General features: G+C 34.2%; 22 protein-coding genes and 1 pseudogene. 2 read left to right on the forward strand and 21 right to left on the reverse strand.

Annotation, left to right across the window (positions count from 1 at the left end; genetic code table 11):
* The first annotated feature begins 147 nt into the window (after positions 1-147).
* Positions 148-1,527, forward strand: coding sequence for a hypothetical protein (locus OGZ34_RS15080; RefSeq protein ID WP_263360747.1), 1,380 nt, complete (start codon positions 148-150; stop codon positions 1,525-1,527).
* A 79-nt stretch (positions 1,528-1,606) separates the two neighbouring features.
* On the opposite strand, the gene OGZ34_RS15085 is transcribed toward OGZ34_RS15080, so the two are convergent.
* From OGZ34_RS15085 to OGZ34_RS22435, 4 genes and pseudogenes are all read right to left on the reverse strand, one after another.
* A complete protein-coding gene (locus OGZ34_RS15085) occupies positions 1,607-3,172 on the reverse strand; it encodes a serine hydrolase (protein ID WP_263360748.1) in 1,566 nt (521 codons plus the stop codon).
* Positions 3,173-3,347: 175 nt separating this feature from the next.
* Positions 3,348-4,148 (reverse strand): MBL fold metallo-hydrolase, encoded by an 801-nt coding sequence (locus tag OGZ34_RS15090; RefSeq protein ID WP_263360749.1) that lies wholly within the window; start codon positions 4,146-4,148, stop codon positions 3,348-3,350.
* 71 nt (positions 4,149-4,219) lie between these two features.
* Positions 4,220-4,783: a Crp/Fnr family transcriptional regulator gene (locus OGZ34_RS15095; protein ID WP_263360750.1), complete on the reverse strand. Its 564-nt coding sequence runs from the start codon at positions 4,781-4,783 to the stop codon at positions 4,220-4,222.
* Positions 4,784-4,936 (reverse strand): annotated as a pseudogene (locus tag OGZ34_RS22435) (VOC family protein); the annotation flags it as partial.
* Positions 4,937-5,045: 109 nt separating this feature from the next.
* On the opposite strand from OGZ34_RS22435, the gene OGZ34_RS15100 reads away from it, so the two are divergent.
* A complete protein-coding gene (locus OGZ34_RS15100) occupies positions 5,046-5,543 on the forward strand; it encodes a YfbM family protein (RefSeq protein ID WP_263360751.1) in 498 nt (165 codons plus the stop codon).
* A 90-nt stretch (positions 5,544-5,633) separates the two neighbouring features.
* On the opposite strand, the gene OGZ34_RS15105 is transcribed toward OGZ34_RS15100, so the two are convergent.
* The 17 genes from OGZ34_RS15105 to OGZ34_RS15185 all read right to left on the reverse strand — a co-directional run bounded on the left by OGZ34_RS15105 (position 5,634) and on the right by OGZ34_RS15185 (position 16,283).
* On the reverse strand, positions 5,634-6,053 hold the full coding sequence (locus OGZ34_RS15105) for a VOC family protein (protein ID WP_263360752.1): 420 nt from the start codon (positions 6,051-6,053) through the stop codon (positions 5,634-5,636).
* A gap of 285 nt (positions 6,054-6,338) precedes the next feature.
* Positions 6,339-6,773 (reverse strand): NUDIX hydrolase, encoded by a 435-nt coding sequence (locus tag OGZ34_RS15110; protein ID WP_263360753.1) that lies wholly within the window; start codon positions 6,771-6,773, stop codon positions 6,339-6,341.
* 45 nt (positions 6,774-6,818) lie between these two features.
* Complete coding sequence (locus tag OGZ34_RS15115) at positions 6,819-7,397, reverse strand: YdeI/OmpD-associated family protein (RefSeq protein WP_263360754.1); 579 nt, start codon at positions 7,395-7,397, stop codon at positions 6,819-6,821.
* A 22-nt stretch (positions 7,398-7,419) separates the two neighbouring features.
* On the reverse strand, positions 7,420-7,977 hold the full coding sequence (locus OGZ34_RS15120) for a DUF4256 domain-containing protein (protein ID WP_263360755.1): 558 nt from the start codon (positions 7,975-7,977) through the stop codon (positions 7,420-7,422).
* 70 nt (positions 7,978-8,047) lie between these two features.
* Entirely contained in the window at positions 8,048-8,431 is a 384-nt protein-coding gene (locus OGZ34_RS15125; RefSeq protein WP_173967853.1) for a DoxX family protein, read from the reverse strand.
* Between the two features lie 136 nt (positions 8,432-8,567).
* Positions 8,568-9,035 (reverse strand): SRPBCC domain-containing protein, encoded by a 468-nt coding sequence (locus OGZ34_RS15130; protein WP_173967854.1) that lies wholly within the window; start codon positions 9,033-9,035, stop codon positions 8,568-8,570.
* Positions 9,036-9,042: 7 nt separating this feature from the next.
* Positions 9,043-9,366 (reverse strand): ArsR/SmtB family transcription factor, encoded by a 324-nt coding sequence (locus OGZ34_RS15135; protein WP_173967855.1) that lies wholly within the window; start codon positions 9,364-9,366, stop codon positions 9,043-9,045.
* Positions 9,367-9,523: 157 nt separating this feature from the next.
* Complete coding sequence (locus OGZ34_RS15140; RefSeq protein ID WP_173967856.1) at positions 9,524-9,895, reverse strand: hypothetical protein; 372 nt, start codon at positions 9,893-9,895, stop codon at positions 9,524-9,526.
* Positions 9,896-10,029: 134 nt separating this feature from the next.
* Complete coding sequence (locus tag OGZ34_RS15145) at positions 10,030-10,398, reverse strand: hypothetical protein (RefSeq protein WP_173967857.1); 369 nt, start codon at positions 10,396-10,398, stop codon at positions 10,030-10,032.
* A 187-nt stretch (positions 10,399-10,585) separates the two neighbouring features.
* Positions 10,586-11,518: a transglutaminase gene (locus OGZ34_RS15150; RefSeq protein WP_263360756.1), complete on the reverse strand. Its 933-nt coding sequence runs from the start codon at positions 11,516-11,518 to the stop codon at positions 10,586-10,588.
* An 18-nt stretch (positions 11,519-11,536) separates the two neighbouring features.
* The gene (locus tag OGZ34_RS15155; RefSeq protein WP_263360757.1) at positions 11,537-12,388 is read right to left on the reverse strand and encodes a substrate-binding domain-containing protein; all 852 of its coding nucleotides are present in this window, start codon (positions 12,386-12,388) and stop codon (positions 11,537-11,539) included.
* 50 nt (positions 12,389-12,438) lie between these two features.
* Positions 12,439-12,912 (reverse strand): DUF4265 domain-containing protein, encoded by a 474-nt coding sequence (locus tag OGZ34_RS15160; protein WP_173967860.1) that lies wholly within the window; start codon positions 12,910-12,912, stop codon positions 12,439-12,441.
* 27 nt (positions 12,913-12,939) lie between these two features.
* A complete protein-coding gene (locus OGZ34_RS15165; RefSeq protein ID WP_263360758.1) occupies positions 12,940-13,332 on the reverse strand; it encodes a VOC family protein in 393 nt (130 codons plus the stop codon).
* Positions 13,333-13,335: 3 nt separating this feature from the next.
* Complete coding sequence (locus OGZ34_RS15170) at positions 13,336-13,776, reverse strand: DinB family protein (protein WP_263360759.1); 441 nt, start codon at positions 13,774-13,776, stop codon at positions 13,336-13,338.
* 37 nt (positions 13,777-13,813) lie between these two features.
* Positions 13,814-14,683 carry a nucleoside phosphorylase gene (locus OGZ34_RS15175; protein WP_263360760.1) on the reverse strand — a complete coding sequence of 290 codons (870 nt, stop codon included), beginning with the start codon at positions 14,681-14,683 and terminating at the stop codon, positions 13,814-13,816.
* Between the two features lie 204 nt (positions 14,684-14,887).
* A complete protein-coding gene (locus OGZ34_RS15180) occupies positions 14,888-15,220 on the reverse strand; it encodes a translation initiation factor (protein WP_173967864.1) in 333 nt (110 codons plus the stop codon).
* A 112-nt stretch (positions 15,221-15,332) separates the two neighbouring features.
* Positions 15,333-16,283, reverse strand: coding sequence for an isopenicillin N synthase family dioxygenase (locus OGZ34_RS15185; RefSeq protein ID WP_173967865.1), 951 nt, complete (start codon positions 16,281-16,283; stop codon positions 15,333-15,335).
* Positions 16,284-16,311 lie beyond the last annotated feature (28 nt).

Genomic DNA, 16,311 nt, shown 5'->3' on the forward strand with positions numbered 1-16,311 from the left:
TGGTTGGGCTTTAGATACTAAAAACAGATTATAAGAGTTATTAAGGGTTACATAAAACCAATAAAGTTTTATGTAGCCGTAGTCTGTATTTGTTACCTATTTATTTTGTTGCTTCTAATACTAATCTAAACCAATTTTACTTAATAAATGATGAAAATTATAATGAAAATCAAAGTTTTAGCCTTTATGCTGTGTGCAGTAACAAATTTGTCTTTTGCTCAGAAAACAGTATTTAATATTAAGTATTCCGAACAATTGGCCGTTTTTGTTTTTCTTCAGAATTTATCTGAGAGCTATCCGGATAATGTTTTTAAAACAGAGTTTCAAAAATCAAAGTACAATACCGAAGAATTTCAGAAATTAGCAACGGAGTTTGACAAACTGTCATTGGACTACAGCTACAAGTTCGAGGAATTTCCGGAAGGCTCTAAAAAGCCAATGCAATCTATCGATTTTTTGAGAAAAAACTTGATAGAGACAAAGAATCTAAAAGATTTTAAAGTACGCTCTATAGGAATTGTGACGAACAAAACACTGAACGACCTTACGAGAATTATTGCGGCTTTTACTCCAATTTACAACGAACTGATATACAATCCCAATAAAGAGAAATTCGAAAAACAACTTATTGAAATTACCAAATACGCCAATGAAAATGATATTGAGAAATATTTTGAAACAGGTTTAGTTTTCTATAATTCGAGTTGGGATACCTCAATTCCTTTTGAAATTGCCTTTTATCCTTTACCTAATTCCAAAGGTTTTACGGCGAACTCTTTTGATAACAATTTTATCAGTGCTATTCAGACCGATTTAACAGATTATAAGGATCTTTTTAGTGTAATGCTCCACGAAACCTACCATATTATTTATAACGAACAGCCATTAGAGCTTAAAAAAGTCATTGATAGGAGTTTTAAAGAAAGTAAATCAAAATGCAGCAATTATGCCTATCATTTACTCAATGAGGCACTGGCAACTTCCTTAGCTAATGGTTATGTATATGAAAAATTGAACGGAAAAGCAGATAGCGGTGATTGGTACAACAAAAAATACATCAATCTTATGGCAAAGGAAATTTACCCCATGCTTAACGAGTACCTTTCTCAAAAGAAAGCAATAGACGGAAAGTTTATTGATCGTTATATTGAAATTTATGAAACAAAATTTCCAAACTGGATCGATGAGATGGATAACCTTATGGCTTACAGATATGTTATTTCTGAAAATGAGAAAGATTTTGATGTTATCAAACAAAAGTACCGTTACCGTTCCAGATCAGAGGATGAAACCGAAATAAGCATAAATGCACTTGAAAAGATGCGAAAATCAAGTCTTACCAAAATGATTATTGTGTCGAAAAACAATAATGAGAATCTAAAGCTAATCAAAAGCAGCTTCAAGGAATTGAAAAACTGGAAATTTAATGCTGCCAAAGAATTTGATTATAAGATTTTATTAGAAGATAAAAGTCAACTGTTCATTATCAATCAAAAAGAATCTACACTAAAAGCCTTACTTGATTAGATAGAAAAACACAAAGTCCGCAAAGTTTTCTTTTAAACTTTGCGGACTTTGTGTAAACTACTAAAGTAAAAGAATGAATTTACTTGCTCACTCTTTTTAGGTCCAGATCCTGAAAGTCAAAACTGAAATCAATATTAGGGGAGATGCCTTTCATTTTAATCGATTGTGCTTTACCGGTTTCATCTAATGAAAACATTGCAAAGGCATCACAATTCATTGCCTGATATTCCCATCTTATAGCAAATGTATTGGCATTATAAAAAGCCATAGGACCGTTTAACTTGGGTGAGCGATAGGATTTGAACCATAATTGTTTGTTTTTTTCAAATACTTCGATTTCCCCAAACCAATTGTCAGCATAGACACCAATAAAATCTTCGTTTTTCACTTTCAAATTCTTTACCGATTTTACTTTCTCCCAAACATTTTTGGTGACATCATCTCCGGTATTTCTACCTTGTTTCATCCATTCCACAATCTTATTGGTCCAGTCAAAATCGTCCAGTCCTAGATAACTGTCAGAGATAGTATTGGAAACTGCAGTAAAAAGTCCGCCACCGCCATTCTCTGTGTTGGTCAAAATCACGATGCCCAGGTTTAGATCCGGATACATGATAACAACGGATAACATTCCGGGTAAACCTCCTGTATGAGATACTTTTAGATTTCCTTTCACATCGGTTAATCCCCAGCCTAAGCCGTAACCACTAAAATGCGAATTGTATCTTGGATCACGATCTACCTCTTCAACAGTATGGATGCGCCACATTTCGTTGTGATTTTTCACAGAAAACAGTGTTGATTTCAAATCACTTCCGTACTGTCCTTTGTTTAGGCACAAAGTCATCCATTTTGCCATATCGGCTGCGTTTGAAATGATGCCTCCCGCAGCACCGTTTATCTGTGCTCCAAATCCATCAATTCGCTTTATAGTTCCGGATTCTGATGAATGTGATACCGCCAGATTGCTTTTATCTTTTATCCTGTCGTTTTGTGCAAAAGAATTGCTCATTTGCAAAGGATCAATAATTCGGGTTTGTATAAAATCTTCATAAGTCATACCACTTACTTTGGCAATTAATTCGCCTGCTACTAAATACAGTAAATTGTCATAATCAAACTTAGTTCGAAAAGCAGAGACTGGTTTAAAATATTGAAAACTAGTTAGAACATCATTTATTGTGAAATTAGAACCATCTGGAAAAAACATCAAATCACCCACGCCCAATCCAAGTCCGCTGCGATGTGTTAGTAAATCCTGGATGTTAAAATTCTCAGTTACATAGTCGTTATACATTTTAAACTTTGGAAGATGGTCTTTCACTTTATCCGTCCATTTCAATTTGCCTTCGTCCTCGAGAATGGAAAGCGCAGCAGTTGTGAAAGCTTTGCTATTGGAGGCTATTTGAAAATTTGTACTCTCATTTACGGCTTTTCTTGTTTCGATAGAGGCAACACCATATCCTTTTTGATGAATTACTTTTCCGTCTTTAACAACTGCAATTGAAGCCCCCGCCACTTTAAATTTCTCCAAAGCATCCTGCATTAAAAGATCGATTTTTTCAGATGTAATTTGCGAATAGAGAGAGGGAGAAGCGTAGCAAATAAAGAGCATTAATGTAAACAGACGAGTTACTTTTTTCATAATTTTTTTTGGTTATGGCGTTTTTTTGATTGTTAGTTGGTGTAGTTAAAAATTAACATCCACATCAGCGAATATAGGAATTATCTTTAGAATTAAAGCCTTGTTTGGTAGGTTAAAAGATGAGTAGCGAGTGTTTTTTTACAAGTTCTTTAACGGTTTAGAAGAATACATCTATCTAAAATTTCAACGCTGTTTCAATTCCGCTTTCCAGCCATAAGAATTTTTCCTTCAATTCTGATTTCTCAATTTCACTTTTTAATGATTTTACCGATTGCTTAAAATGCCACCAGCCTTCATAGTGAATTGGAATTACTGTACGGGGATTTAAAAGTCGTGTCGTTTCAAGTGCCTCCTCACCATTCATAGTAACCCTTAAATTCCTTTTCAAATAAGGAAAAGCTCCAGCTCCAAGGTGCAAAATAACCGTTTCAACCTTCTTTCTTTTTTCCAGTTCCAATAAACCTTCAAAAAGAACAGTATCTCCTGAAATATAAAGACAGCCGCCAGTTTGATTCTCCCATTCGATGGTAAAAGCAATAACTTTTCCCATAACTTTATCTAATCTCTTAATATTAGTGTGCTGAGCGGGTATAGCCGTTATTTTCAAACCTTTTACTTTTGAAGTTGAAACAGTATATTCCTCCCAATTGTCAAGACCAATGGTATTATTGTTTTTTAAACGTTTCACCGCATCTTTTGTAGAGAGAACAACAGGCACAGTTTTGATAAATGTCCTGCCGCTTTTGTCTAAATTATCACTGTGGTGATCGTGGCTTAATAAAACCAAATCTACTTTTCCAATTTCGGCTATTGACAAGGCCGGATCAATATATTTTTTTGAAAATGCCAATGGGCGGCTTACATATTGTGGAAAAAAGCCGTCTTTTTTGTCCAGTGTCGGATCTGTAATAATTTTAAATCCATTGATATTTATTAAAACACAAGCCGTGTCAATATGGGTAATGGTAACTTTCATTTTGTTCTGATTTTAAGGTTAAAAAGCAGGACAAAATTGAGTTTAATAACGGTTTTACCAATTGACTTTGGTCAAGAAATGCGTTTGCGGATTCTGCTGAGCGTCTCCGGAACAACACCTATGTAGGAGGCAAGGTATTTGAGCGGAATCTGCTGAATGTATTTAGGTTGTTCCTCAAGAAGACTCTGATAGCGTTCCTGCGGAGTTTTGGTTAAAAGATCCAGTTCTCTTTTTACTTTTTTATCCAGTAAATATTCAGTTGCGATACGGCCCAGTTTTTTTGCTGTTTCACATTTGTCATAAAGTTTCTGTAGCTGATCGTAAGAGACAGAGTATAATTGGCAATCTGTAAGTGCCTGAATGTAAACCTGTGTTTGAGTTCTGTTGTAAAAAGAATCGTATGCACAGTAAAAGGAGCTTTTGAAGGCAAAATCAAAGGTAATTTCTTTGTCATTGGTAAGTACAAAATAGCGGACAATTCCCGTATCTATAAAAGACAAATAATTCTCCAACTGACCGTTGGTTAAAATTAACTCGTTTGCAGAAAATTGACGTGTTTTGATACAGCTTAAAAACTCGGCGATATCCTTTTCTGAAAAGCCAAGTTTAGCAAAATACAATACTAATGAATTCATTTAAATTGATTCAGAATGGTGTTTGTAGTAAAGATACAAATTTAATGTTGAAGGTTTAAATTCTGCCGGTTCCCAAAGCTCAATTTTGTTACCGTCAGCATCCATAGTGTGAACAAACTTCCCATAATCATAAGTCGCAATTTCATCGAGTACCTTAAGTATGCTGAAACCTTAAAAGATATTAATACTAATGCTATAAAGTAGGTTTTTTCTTTGTTTATTGTATATTTACATTTCAATCTAAATACTTAATTAAATGGGAATGATAGGAAACTTACTTCGAGCGAGTAAAACAAAACTTGAAAATTACATCAAAGATAGCGCTACTTTAGAGCATGATATTTACAATGAAAATGCGCCTTTAGATGTAACAATTATTGATATTGATAAAGCTTGGGATGGAATTGTTTTTTTACTAACGGGTGACAGTGCTTTAAATTCTCCAAAACACCTTTTTTATAAAATTTTGTTTAGTGGCCAAATAATTGATAATGAACAGGATTTAGGATATGGCCCAGCTCATTATTTAACACCTGAACAAGTCATAGAATTTAGTAACAAAATTTCTGAAATCACAACTGACGATTTAAGACAAAAATACGATCCGCAGAAAATGCAGAAATTAGAGGTTTATCCAGAAATTTGGGAACGTGATGGAGATGAAGCTTTTGATTACTTAAATGAATATTTTAAAGATATACAGCAATTTTACTCTGATGCTGCAAAGAATAAAGAAGCAATTGTAACTTATATTGACTAAATTAACTACTTCTTCAAATAAAATAAGAGCTCGATTATTAATAATCGAGCTCTTATTTTATTTACTTATGATTAACCATTCACAATTAATTCAAACTGGTTCCCAAAGTTCAATTTTATTGCCTTCGGCATCCATAATGTGTACAAACTTTCCATAATCATAGGTTGCGATATCATCGAGTACGGTTACTCCGTTTTTTTTAAGCTGAGCGACAAGAGCTTCAATATGCTGCACTCTGTAATTAATCATAAATTCTTTTTTGGAAGGAGAGAAATACGCATCATCCTTCTTAAACGGGCTCCATTGAAGAGATTCTACGATCTCAGGAGCATCTATTTTTCTGGATTCAAAAGTAGATCCCCAATCGTTAACTTCAAGCCCTAAGTTTTTGGCATACCAATCTCTGGTTTCCTTTGGGTTTTCTGAAAAAAAGAATATGCCTCCAACTCCGGTTACTTTTGGTGTCGGGTCAGAAGAGGAGTCGTCTGTTTGTTTTTTTTGGTCTTTCATAAGATTTGTTTTTAGCACTAAGATAAAACTAATTTCTTTTGATAAAGTCAAAATTTAGCCCCTTTAAGGAGATGTCCAAATTCTGAAAACAAGCATTAAAAGAGATTTGTCTTGCAATAGCGAACAGAGAACGTGATTAATTAAGATTAATAGTCCATAAAGGGATAAAAAGATTAAAAAAAACTGCTAAATCTGTTGGATCTGCGTGAAAAAATTTCTCCAATTAAAATTTTAATCGCTCGAGCATCTCTTCTGTCAAAATGATAAAATAAGGGATAGCAGAGATTAGTCAACGGATTTAATAAATCTAACATTATTATTCCTAATTGAGTTCCAATCCCAAAGTTGTATTTGATTTAACAGAAAATCCTTTGTGAAAAAAGCACCCGCTTGTTCAAATCCAATCCAATCGTAGCCATCGTGTTCCTCTGATATTTTAATTTGATTTGTAATGAGTTCACTGTAGTAAATAATTCCTGTAATCTGACAATCATCGCTAGGCATATAATTCCAGGTGTCAATTACTTTAACAGGTCTGATCTCGAGATTTAATTCTTCTTTAATTTCTCTTTTCAATGTTTCTTCCGCAGTCTCTCCAAATTCCATTCTGCCACCAGGTAAATCCCATATTTTAATTCCCGCTACAAGGTTATAGACAGCTAAAAAAGTATCGTTCTTTATAATCAAAGCCTTCACTGAGAAGAACATTTGTTTCTTCATATCAATTTATTTTTGACAACATTATTAGTTGTTTTTCTAAAGAGATCAGTCTTTTAATCCTTTCCCTTCAAGAATCTGATCGATCACTTTTTCAACTCTTGATGCTCTGGTTGTAGAGTTTTTAGGAGATGAAAAATACAGTAAATAAGCACGTTGACGTCCCGGACTTAAAGCTTTAAAAGCAGTTTCTAAAGCCTTGTTCTCGTCTAACTTCTCTTGAAATTCTTCGGCCATCTTAAACTCGTCCGTTTTCTTTAATTTAACTTTTAAGCCTGCTTTTTCTACTTCGATAGCCTGATAAATATAGGTTTTCAAGATTGTTTTTTGAGCAACTATTTCTTCAAGATTGGTAAAGCGAATTTGTCGTGCTGCCTGTACATTTTCACTTTGATGGATAAGAATCTGATCGGGATCTGCCAATAAAGCACCTTTAAAAAACAAAAATGCACAGTAATCCTTAAAAGAGTGGATTAAAACAATATTGCTGTCATGAAGAGTGTAGCAGGCGGTACCCCATTTTAATTCTTCGGTCAACTGGCAATCCAAAGCGATTTTTCGCAATTCGTCCAGTTCTTTCTGCCATTTTTCGGCATTCTCAAAATAAAAATCAACTTTTGGATTCATAAGCACAGTTGTTAAAATTCATTTAAACGTTCAAAGCCCCTCTAAAGCCTCTTGCGGCATAATAAGAGTCAGCACCATTGTGATAGACAAATACGGTATTGTAACGAAAATCAGAGAATATCGCGCCTCCCAGTTTACGAATTTCAATAGGTGTGGCGATCCAGCTTGAGGTTTTAGCATCAAACTTACCGAGTTTTTGAAGCTGTTTGTATTGTACTTCATCTAAAAGCTTAATTCCCATTTCCTCAGCCATATTTATGGCACTTCCGGCAGGTTTGTGTTCTTTTCTTTTTTCTAAGGCTTCATGATCAAAACACAAACTTCTACGGCCTTTTGGGCTCTCGGTCGAACAATCGAAGAAAGTATACTCGTTTGTTTCCGGATTAAAACCAACTACATCTGGTTCGCCTTCTGTTCTTTCCATTTCATCAAGGGACCATAGTTTTTCCGGATTTGCTTCCAGTTTTTTCTGAACGTTGTCCCATTCCAGGCCTTCGTGTCGGTTCATGTTATTTTCAAAACGAATTCTTAATACTTTCAATAATTCTTCACTTTGTTCTGCTGACAGTTTGTTTTTCATTTCTTTATATTTTAGGGGATAAATATTTTAATAAATGCTTTTGTTTTAGGGTTTACCAAGTCACAAAAAATTACGCACTCACTAAAGCTGTTTTTCTTTCTGTAGGTCTGTAGTACCAGGATACAATCGTAAGAACGATAAGCAATACCGGGCCGAATAATTCTTTTGGATGATCTCCGACAGCAAAATGTGAAAAAACGGCACCACTCATGGCAAAAAAGAACCCGGCATAAGCCCATTCTTTTAATAAAGGAAATTTAGGAATCAAAATGGCAATAACACCCAGTAATTTCCAAACTCCAAGCAGTGTTAAAAAATACAAAGGAAACCCCAAATGCTGTATCATGCCTTCCTGTTCTTTTATTTTTAACATTTGTACGATTCCGGTTGCGGTCATTCCTAACGCCAGCCATAATGTCGCAACCCAATAGATAATTTTGTCTCTTTTTTTCATGATTTTATAATTTAGTTTAAGTTAGATTTAATATTCTTAAAAAGATGTTTCACTTATTCAAAGCACATATAGACTGCTATATGTTAGAAATATATTTCTATGTGTTTAATGATTTTTTATTAATACACCCAACGTTTTAGTTTAGTTTATTAGCAATTTCCTGCAATCTGTTGTGTGCCATATTGATTCCCTGAGCAAAAGGCAGTTTTAACATCTGATCTCTGAGTGCAGCAGATCGGTAAATAATATGCATTTTTAGAAGGCTGGTTTCAGCTGTTACAGCTTCAAATTCAAGAAACTCAAGCTGTGGCGGAAAAGGAGAACCTTCCATTTCAAATGTTCTTGTGATTTTCTCCTCCGGAAAAAACTCGTGAATAACTCCATTGGCTTTAAAAACAACATTTCCTTTGGGATCTGAAGTTTCAAATTGCCAGCCTCCGTATTTTTTGTTCTCGAGCTTTAGCACTTTTGTTCCCATCCATTGTTCGACAATTTCGGGTTCGACATAAGCCATAAATAATAATTTCAGCGGAAGATCAAATTCTCTTGTAATTACTAAGTCTTGTTGGCCATCTTCGGCACTAATTTTTGTTTTTCGTTCCATAAATAGGTTATTGTTTTGGTTTATAGTTTTTCATGATAGTTTCCAGTTTGTTAAAGCGATCATCCCACATTTGGCGAAAAGGCTCTATAAAGTCGGCAACTTCTTTCATTTTTTTGGCGTTGGTGAGGTAGTAAATTTCTCTTCCATTTTGCGTTTGCTCCAACAACTCACATTCCGTTAATATTTGAATGTGTTTTGATATCGTTTGTCTTGACGAATCAAAATTTGCCGCAATAACCCCCGGAGTCATTGACTGGATTGCTACTAAGCTTAAGATTGCCCTGCGGGTAGGGTCGGCAATTGCCTGAAATACATCTCTACGAATTTCCATTATGCAGTTATTTGACTGCTAATTTAATGCAGTTATTTGACTGCGCAAAATTTTTTACGATATTTTTTTAAAATATTTTTTTGTAATTACTAGATTACCAATGATTTCAATGCTTTTGGAGGATAGAGTTATAGAATAGTAGTAGGACAGATTGGAGTTAACGGTTTGCGATTTTTAGTTCCGTTCTGGCCAGAAAGAGTATAATTGCAATTTCTGCCAAAAAATAAAATACGGCTAAATAGGTGATATGGGTATAAAGATATAACAACAGGCCTGCTGTGAAACCACAATATAAAAGGTTTGCAAAAGCAATAATTTTAAGGCAACCGCGCCAGTTTTCTTTGGCAAGCCAATAACTGGCAAACGAAGAAGCCATAAGCAGGCAGGCTAGAACAGCAAGAAGATAGAGTGTTTTTTTGGGTACGCCAAAGTAGATTTCCAATTCAACCAATACTACGCCCAATAAAAGGGTAGAGAATAAGGCTCCTAAACCATCGATTAGAAATATTTTTTTTGAATTTAAAGACATAGGTTCAATTGGGATTCATTTGTTAGCATGTATTAAAATTAGGTTTAAAATGCTAATTCACAAAAGTTAAGCAAAATAAAAACCACTCTTTTCGGTTTAAAAAGAGTGGTTTCGTTGTTTTAAGGTATAAAACATTATATTTTTTTGAGGGTAATTTTCATTTCTTTACTGTCCAGAATCAGTTGCTCTTCTGTAATAGTACTTTCACAAGGATAAGGAGTACCGGTTTCATCTTTAATTACTAAATTCTTTCCACCTTTTGTCAAAGCATAAGTACCATCATTAATTTCTTGTGTAAGAAATCCGGTCACGTGCCCGTCCTCAGTAAATGTTAGTGTACCTTGAGTTATAATTACATTTTTCAGAGAATCTGAGAGCGGCGTTTTAGGATCTACAGCAGTAATTTTCCAGGAGTTTACCAATTTATTTCGACTTTTATGACAAGAAACCATTAGCACTGTTAATAATGCAATTCCGAAGATAAGTAATTTAGATTTTTTCATGATTTTGTGATTAGATGTTAAACTACAGAAAATTACAAAATTTATTTTAATTAAAAATCTAAAAATCAAATATTTATAAAATTTGAGACTTCAAGTATCTCATTGTAAGCTAAAATCCAATAAACATTACGGTTAGCGAAAAGTCTCAGTGTATGAGTGATTTATGATTTTGACGAGTTTAGGACAATTAGTTTAGTGTCAAAGCTCCCAGAATTTCTTCATACATAAACGGCCCGCCGGGGTATTTGGCGGTATAATCCAGATTCATCCAAACCTGACCACGCTCATCCATATGGTAATGAATTTTTTTACCATAACTTTCCTTAACAAAAAGAACATTTTTGATCAGGTAGTTTACTTTTTCTAAGTCGATGGCTGAACCAATAAGGATCTCAGGGTAAATATGTCCTTTGGTATGTATTAATCTCGGAGTTCCGCCAATAGATCGAATGGCAGCTGCCATCAAAATAGAATGATCGTCACAGTCACCGGAAAAATACTCTAATGACTCACTAGCTGTTGCAATATAATCACCTTCTTTAGGGTCATTGACATAATTCCAGCGACTGTTGATTTCCTTAAACACAGCAAAGCACTGAATAATAGTTCTGTAATCTGAATATCCTTTTAAACCTTTGAAATGTTTAGTGGTAGCCATTATTGCAAAATTCCGAACTTTTGGATTCTGATATTCTATCGCATTGATGATTTTTGATTTGTTGGGAAAAGGCAGCAGTTTAGCCACGATGATATCCTGAGGAAATGGATTGTCAGACATGGTATAAATCATCGAATTATAATCTTCAGAGATTTCGCTAAAACCATAATTTCCTATAACGGTTCCGTAAAACAAAACCAATAAATACAGGGCTATGCACAGTATAATGATAGTTCTGAGTAACATTAAAAGAAAGAAAACCACAGCAAAAACAAATAAAAAGATAAAAACGCGATCTAAATTGAATTTCCACTCTAAATCGATCAGATTCTGATGTAATATGATAAAAATTGGAATCGTAATCAAAAGACTCAATAGCATAATTATAATCCTATCCCAAGGTGATTTCACCTGTAATTTGGATTTTAATTGCGGAAAGTCAATTTTAGGAAAATTTATCATAAGAATCAAAAGCAGTTTTTACAGCGCTTTTACGGTTTCAACAAAAGTACTTTTTTTATCAATAATTCCGAGATCAAATAACTGATTTTGAATTTTAATAAAAGCTTTCTCAGTTAGTTGCTTCTGAGACCACTGTGTTAGTTTTAACCATTCCTGAATGTCTTCTGGTTTTTGATTGAAAAGTTCCGATAAGGTTTTATCAATATTTGGAATCTCAGCAAAATCCTGAGTCGTTTTATTAATGATCTCCAGTATTTTTTCGACAATTTTCGGATTCTTTTTCAAAAATTCGTCTCTAACTGTTATTACAAAGGATGGCCATGGAGTGGGGCAGTCGCCAACTCTTCTGAAAACACCTTTATCCACCAGTGGTTTCGTCATAAAACGTTCCCACATAAAATAATCAGCAGTTTCGTTGGTCAAAGCTTCAACGGCTCCGTCAATGGTATTTATAATTTCAAACTGTAAATTATCGGTTTCCCAGCCGTGTTCATGCGCATTTACATATGCCATCAGCTGCGATCCTGAACCTAGTCTCGAAATGGCCGCTTTTTTACCTTTAAGGTCTTTTACCGTTTCAAAATTTGATTTTGCAGCGACGTGAATTCCCCAAATTAAAGGAGATTGTACGTAGATCTGAACTATTTTGCTGGGGTTTCCTGCTACAATATCTTTTATAATTCCTTCTGTTAAGATAACAGCAATGTCAGCTTCATCATTACGAAGCATCTGACACATTTTGCCGGTACCTTCCGGAATATCTTTCCATTGTAAATCGATATTTTCAGCTTCAAATTCACCATTTTCGATGCAAAGTTGCCATGGTAAATTGAAGTGCTCAGGAACACCTACAATTTTTACAGTTTTCATTCTGGTATAAGTTTAAGTTTGGTATGCGTAATTTAAGTTTATTTGGGGAATTAATTTTTCAACAAATCAGTTCTGTGTTTCTCAGAGAGGCAAGGCTCAGCAAATTCTATTATGGCATTGGATTCATATTCTGATAATATAATTTTTACCATTGAATAATCGATACTTTTTACAATTTCAACTGCAAGAAAGGTTTCGTTTAATGCTTCTGACAAGCAGTTTAAAGCTTTTAATTTTTCACGTATGATTTCTTTATCAAATTCTTTATCTAAAATCAGAACCTGAACGATTGAGTTTCCTGAATGTTCTATTGTTTCTTTGTGAATAAAACACTTTTCATTTTCATCATATTCTGCTCTAAAAGTATCATCAGTTGCAATTAAAGGCCCAAAAAAGGGAATATTATCCAGTTTGAAATATCCTTTTTCTAAATCTATAATTTCGGCCCACATGGTTTCTGAAACTATTTCTTCGAGATAGGTACTGTAATATTTGAACAGGATTTTTTTATGCGTTTCTGCCATTATTTAATTTGTATTTTTTTTATTGAACTAGTTGATTTCACTGATCACTGCTTTCAACGGCGATAGTACAATACGATAACCATCAGGATCTAAGAACATTTTACCATTCTCATTCCAAAAAGGATTGGTTGCAGTTAAGATTGAGATGTTGTGGTGTTCAATTCTGTCTATCAATTCATTGTAATCTATAATTGATTGCGGGTAAAGCACAATAACATCATCTTCATCAAAGGTATGATTTGCTTTTGTTTTAGATTGTGTAAATTCAAAATGCCAGTCCAATCCGAGCATTCCAAGAAAAACACCATCGTAATTTTTATGATTCTGAAAGTTGCCCAAAACTTCAAAGCCAAGGACATTGACATAAAAATCAACCATTTTTTCAATATTATCGGTATGTCGGGCAACTCTTAAAAACATAAGCTAGGATCTTATCTGGTGAATATGGTGTTCTAAATGTTCTACATAATCGGTCATTAAGAATTTTAAATCAATTACAGATTCATCACTTAAAATGATTGGGTAATCTAAAGCTTTTTCATCAACCGTTTTCATAATTCTTATGATTTGCCGGTTGATAGAAAGCCAAAGCTGTGTCAGATCATTAATGTCCATTGTCTGATACTGATTTAGATTTACCAAATCCATTTGGTTGTAGGGTCTGTGACGGTAAGGTTTTTCTAAGTAATTAATTTCTGTAAACCGAACCAGATTATGAATTCCGGAATCAACCAAATGCCCAATAACTTCTTTTTTAGACCATTTTCCCGGGATTTTTGCTTCTAAAACTTCGTTTTCAAGAGAAGGGAAATAAGCAGTATTCTCATTTAGTAATCGTTCAAATTTTAAAATAGCGTTTTCCATGAAGTGTTTAAATTTCCGAATGGACTAAGTTATTGAATTAGTTTCCTGCCAGTTTATCTAAAGTATAAGCAATAAGTGCATCTACCGCTTTATAAGGATCCTCACTGAAAGTTCCTGAAGCACGATTGGCAATAATCGCATTTAACGATAAGGCATTATGGCCTAAAAGAGCTGAGAGTCCGTAGATAGCAGCAGTTTCCATTTCTAAATTGGTAATTCTCTGCTCATCAAAATTAAAATTATCCATTTTACTGTTTAATTCCTCATCCTGGATGTTCAAACGTAAAACACGTCCTTGTGGTCCGTAGAAACCTCCGGCTGTAGCAGTGATTCCTTTAAACATTTGATCCGATTCGATAATTTTCTCCAGTTTTTCAGAACAAGCAATTGCATAGGGCTTTCCTTTTCTAGCATCCCAGTTCGTATGCTTGATAAAAGCTTCTTCGATATCAGCATTCGAAACGTCATCAATTAAATAAGAGCGAAGCATATTGTCTAGTCCCAATCCAAATTTAGACATCACAAAACTGTCTACCGGAATATCAGTTTGTAAAGAACCTGAAGTTCCAATTCGTATAATATTCAAAGAAGTCAGATTTTCTTTTGGCTGGCGTGTTTCAAAATCGATGTTTACCAAAGCATCAAGTTCGTTTATCACGATATCAATATTGTCAGGACCAATTCCGGTTGACATTACAGAGATTCTTTTTCCTTTGTAAATCCCGGTTTGGGTTTTAAATTCTCTTTTTTGTGTTGAATATTCAATAGAATCAAAAAACTGAGTGATTTTTTCTACTCTGTTTTGATCTCCTACGAAAATAATATCGTGTGCTATATGTTCAGGACGAAGGTTTAAATGGTAAACACTCCCGTCCGGATTAAGTATTAATTCTGAATTTTGTATCATTTTTTTTTTTAAGGTTCTAAGTTTTTTTTTTCTAAGGTGTAAAGGAGCAAAGGAGCAAAGGCCCTAAGGTTCTGAGGTTTTTTAAAATTCTATAATCTGTATTCTATAATCTATATTCTATAATCTATATTCTATAATCTATATTCTATAATCTATATTCTATATTCTATATTCTATATTCTATAAATCAGAAATCTAAAATCATCACCCGCCGACTCTTTTCGTTTTGAATCCTTTAGCTTTAAGGATTTCCATTATTTTGTCGCGATAATCACCCTGAATGATTATAGCCGAGTCTTTAAAAGTTCCGCCAACGCTAAGTTTGGTTTTAATTTCTTTGGCCAAAACTTTAAAATCTTCATCTGATCCTTCGTAGCCTTCGATTATGGTGGTGGCTTTTCCTTTTCGTTTTTCGAATTTGCAGATCATTGGTTCTTTTTGAATAAAAAGAACATGGTCTTGTTCCTGAATTTCTTCAGGTTCGTTGGATTCGACATGATCCGGAAACAAATTTTTTAATTGATCTTGTAAGTCCATGGTTTTTTATGCTTAAAATAAATTCCAATAAATATAGTATGTAAAAATTAAATTCCAAATTCCAATTATGAGTTTGGAATTTGGAATTTAAAGATTGGAATTTAATTTATGTTTATTTTTTAATTAAACCTAAATCTACCAAGCGTTCGTATAAATAATCTCCCGCTGTAATATCTTCGAATTTCTTAGGATTCTCGTCATCAATACAGTTTTCTAGACAATCCAGTTTCATATCGCTTACCGGGTGCATGAAAAACGGGATAGAATAACGTGAAGTTCCCCATAATTCTCTTGGCGGATTAACTACCTGATGAATCGTCGATTTTAATTTATTGTTTGTATGTCTCGACAACATATCTCCAACATTAATCACCAACTGATCGTCTTCTGCGATAGCATCAATCCATTCGCCATCATGATTTTGTACCTGTAGACCTTTACCCTGAGCACCCATCAATAATGTGATAAGGTTGATGTCTCCGTGAGCAGCTGCGCGAATCGCATTTTCCGGCTCAGAAGTAATAGGTGGGTAATGAATAGGTCTTAAAATAGAGTTTCCTTCTTTGGCATACTGGTCAAAATAAAACTCATCTAAACCCAAATGTAAAGCCAGGGCTCTTAATACATAAACCCCTGTTTTTTCAAGCATTTGATACGCCTCTTTACCTACAACATTAAAACGAGGTAATTCGGTAACATTTACATTTTCAGGGTACTCCGTTGCATACTTAGAAGAAGCATCTACGTACTGGCCAAAGTGCCAGAATTCTTTTAAATCTCCCTCTTTGCGTCCTTTAGCATGTTCTTTTCCAAAAGATACATAACCTCTTTGTCCGCCAATACCGGGAATTTCATAATTATGCTTAGTTTCTATTGGCAAAGCGAAAAATTTTCTAATTTCGCTATAAAGCTCGTCTACTAACTGGTCGTCTAAGAAATGACCTTTTAGGGCTACGAAGCCAATGTTTTCAAATGCACTGCCGATTTCATTTACAAATTTTTGTTTACGTTTCGGGTCGTCCGAAAGGAAATCACGTAAGTCTACACTAGGAATGTTTTGCATACTTTACATTTTTATTTAAAGATAAAAG

The organism is Flavobacterium collinsii, assembly GCF_946903285.1.
Taxonomy (GTDB): Bacteria; Bacteroidota; Bacteroidia; order Flavobacteriales; family Flavobacteriaceae; genus Flavobacterium; species Flavobacterium collinsii.

Bases quoted from the DNA above. Each gene is read 5' to 3' on its own strand.
- OGZ34_RS15080 (WP_263360747.1), top strand. From the start codon at position 148: ATGATGAAAATTATAATGAAAATCAAAGTTTTAGCCTTTATGCTGTGT.
- OGZ34_RS15085 (WP_263360748.1), bottom strand. From the start codon at position 3,172: ATGAAAAAAGTAACTCGTCTGTTTACATTAATGCTCTTTATTTGCTAC.
- OGZ34_RS15090 (WP_263360749.1), bottom strand. From the start codon at position 4,148: ATGAAAGTTACCATTACCCATATTGACACGGCTTGTGTTTTAATAAAT.
- OGZ34_RS15095 (WP_263360750.1), bottom strand. From the start codon at position 4,783: ATGAATTCATTAGTATTGTATTTTGCTAAACTTGGCTTTTCAGAAAAG.
- OGZ34_RS15100 (WP_263360751.1), top strand. From the start codon at position 5,046: ATGATAGGAAACTTACTTCGAGCGAGTAAAACAAAACTTGAAAATTAC.
- OGZ34_RS15105 (WP_263360752.1), bottom strand. From the start codon at position 6,053: ATGAAAGACCAAAAAAAACAAACAGACGACTCCTCTTCTGACCCGACA.
- OGZ34_RS15110 (WP_263360753.1), bottom strand. From the start codon at position 6,773: ATGAAGAAACAAATGTTCTTCTCAGTGAAGGCTTTGATTATAAAGAAC.
- OGZ34_RS15115 (WP_263360754.1), bottom strand. From the start codon at position 7,397: ATGAATCCAAAAGTTGATTTTTATTTTGAGAATGCCGAAAAATGGCAG.
- OGZ34_RS15120 (WP_263360755.1), bottom strand. From the start codon at position 7,977: ATGAAAAACAAACTGTCAGCAGAACAAAGTGAAGAATTATTGAAAGTA.
- OGZ34_RS15125 (WP_173967853.1), bottom strand. From the start codon at position 8,431: ATGAAAAAAAGAGACAAAATTATCTATTGGGTTGCGACATTATGGCTG.
- OGZ34_RS15130 (WP_173967854.1), bottom strand. From the start codon at position 9,035: ATGGAACGAAAAACAAAAATTAGTGCCGAAGATGGCCAACAAGACTTA.
- OGZ34_RS15135 (WP_173967855.1), bottom strand. From the start codon at position 9,366: ATGGAAATTCGTAGAGATGTATTTCAGGCAATTGCCGACCCTACCCGC.
- OGZ34_RS15140 (WP_173967856.1), bottom strand. From the start codon at position 9,895: ATGTCTTTAAATTCAAAAAAAATATTTCTAATCGATGGTTTAGGAGCC.
- OGZ34_RS15145 (WP_173967857.1), bottom strand. From the start codon at position 10,398: ATGAAAAAATCTAAATTACTTATCTTCGGAATTGCATTATTAACAGTG.
- OGZ34_RS15150 (WP_263360756.1), bottom strand. From the start codon at position 11,518: ATGATAAATTTTCCTAAAATTGACTTTCCGCAATTAAAATCCAAATTA.
- OGZ34_RS15155 (WP_263360757.1), bottom strand. From the start codon at position 12,388: ATGAAAACTGTAAAAATTGTAGGTGTTCCTGAGCACTTCAATTTACCA.
- OGZ34_RS15160 (WP_173967860.1), bottom strand. From the start codon at position 12,912: ATGGCAGAAACGCATAAAAAAATCCTGTTCAAATATTACAGTACCTAT.
- OGZ34_RS15165 (WP_263360758.1), bottom strand. From the start codon at position 13,332: ATGTTTTTAAGAGTTGCCCGACATACCGATAATATTGAAAAAATGGTT.
- OGZ34_RS15170 (WP_263360759.1), bottom strand. From the start codon at position 13,776: ATGGAAAACGCTATTTTAAAATTTGAACGATTACTAAATGAGAATACT.
- OGZ34_RS15175 (WP_263360760.1), bottom strand. From the start codon at position 14,683: ATGATACAAAATTCAGAATTAATACTTAATCCGGACGGGAGTGTTTAC.
- OGZ34_RS15180 (WP_173967864.1), bottom strand. From the start codon at position 15,220: ATGGACTTACAAGATCAATTAAAAAATTTGTTTCCGGATCATGTCGAA.
- OGZ34_RS15185 (WP_173967865.1), bottom strand. From the start codon at position 16,283: ATGCAAAACATTCCTAGTGTAGACTTACGTGATTTCCTTTCGGACGAC.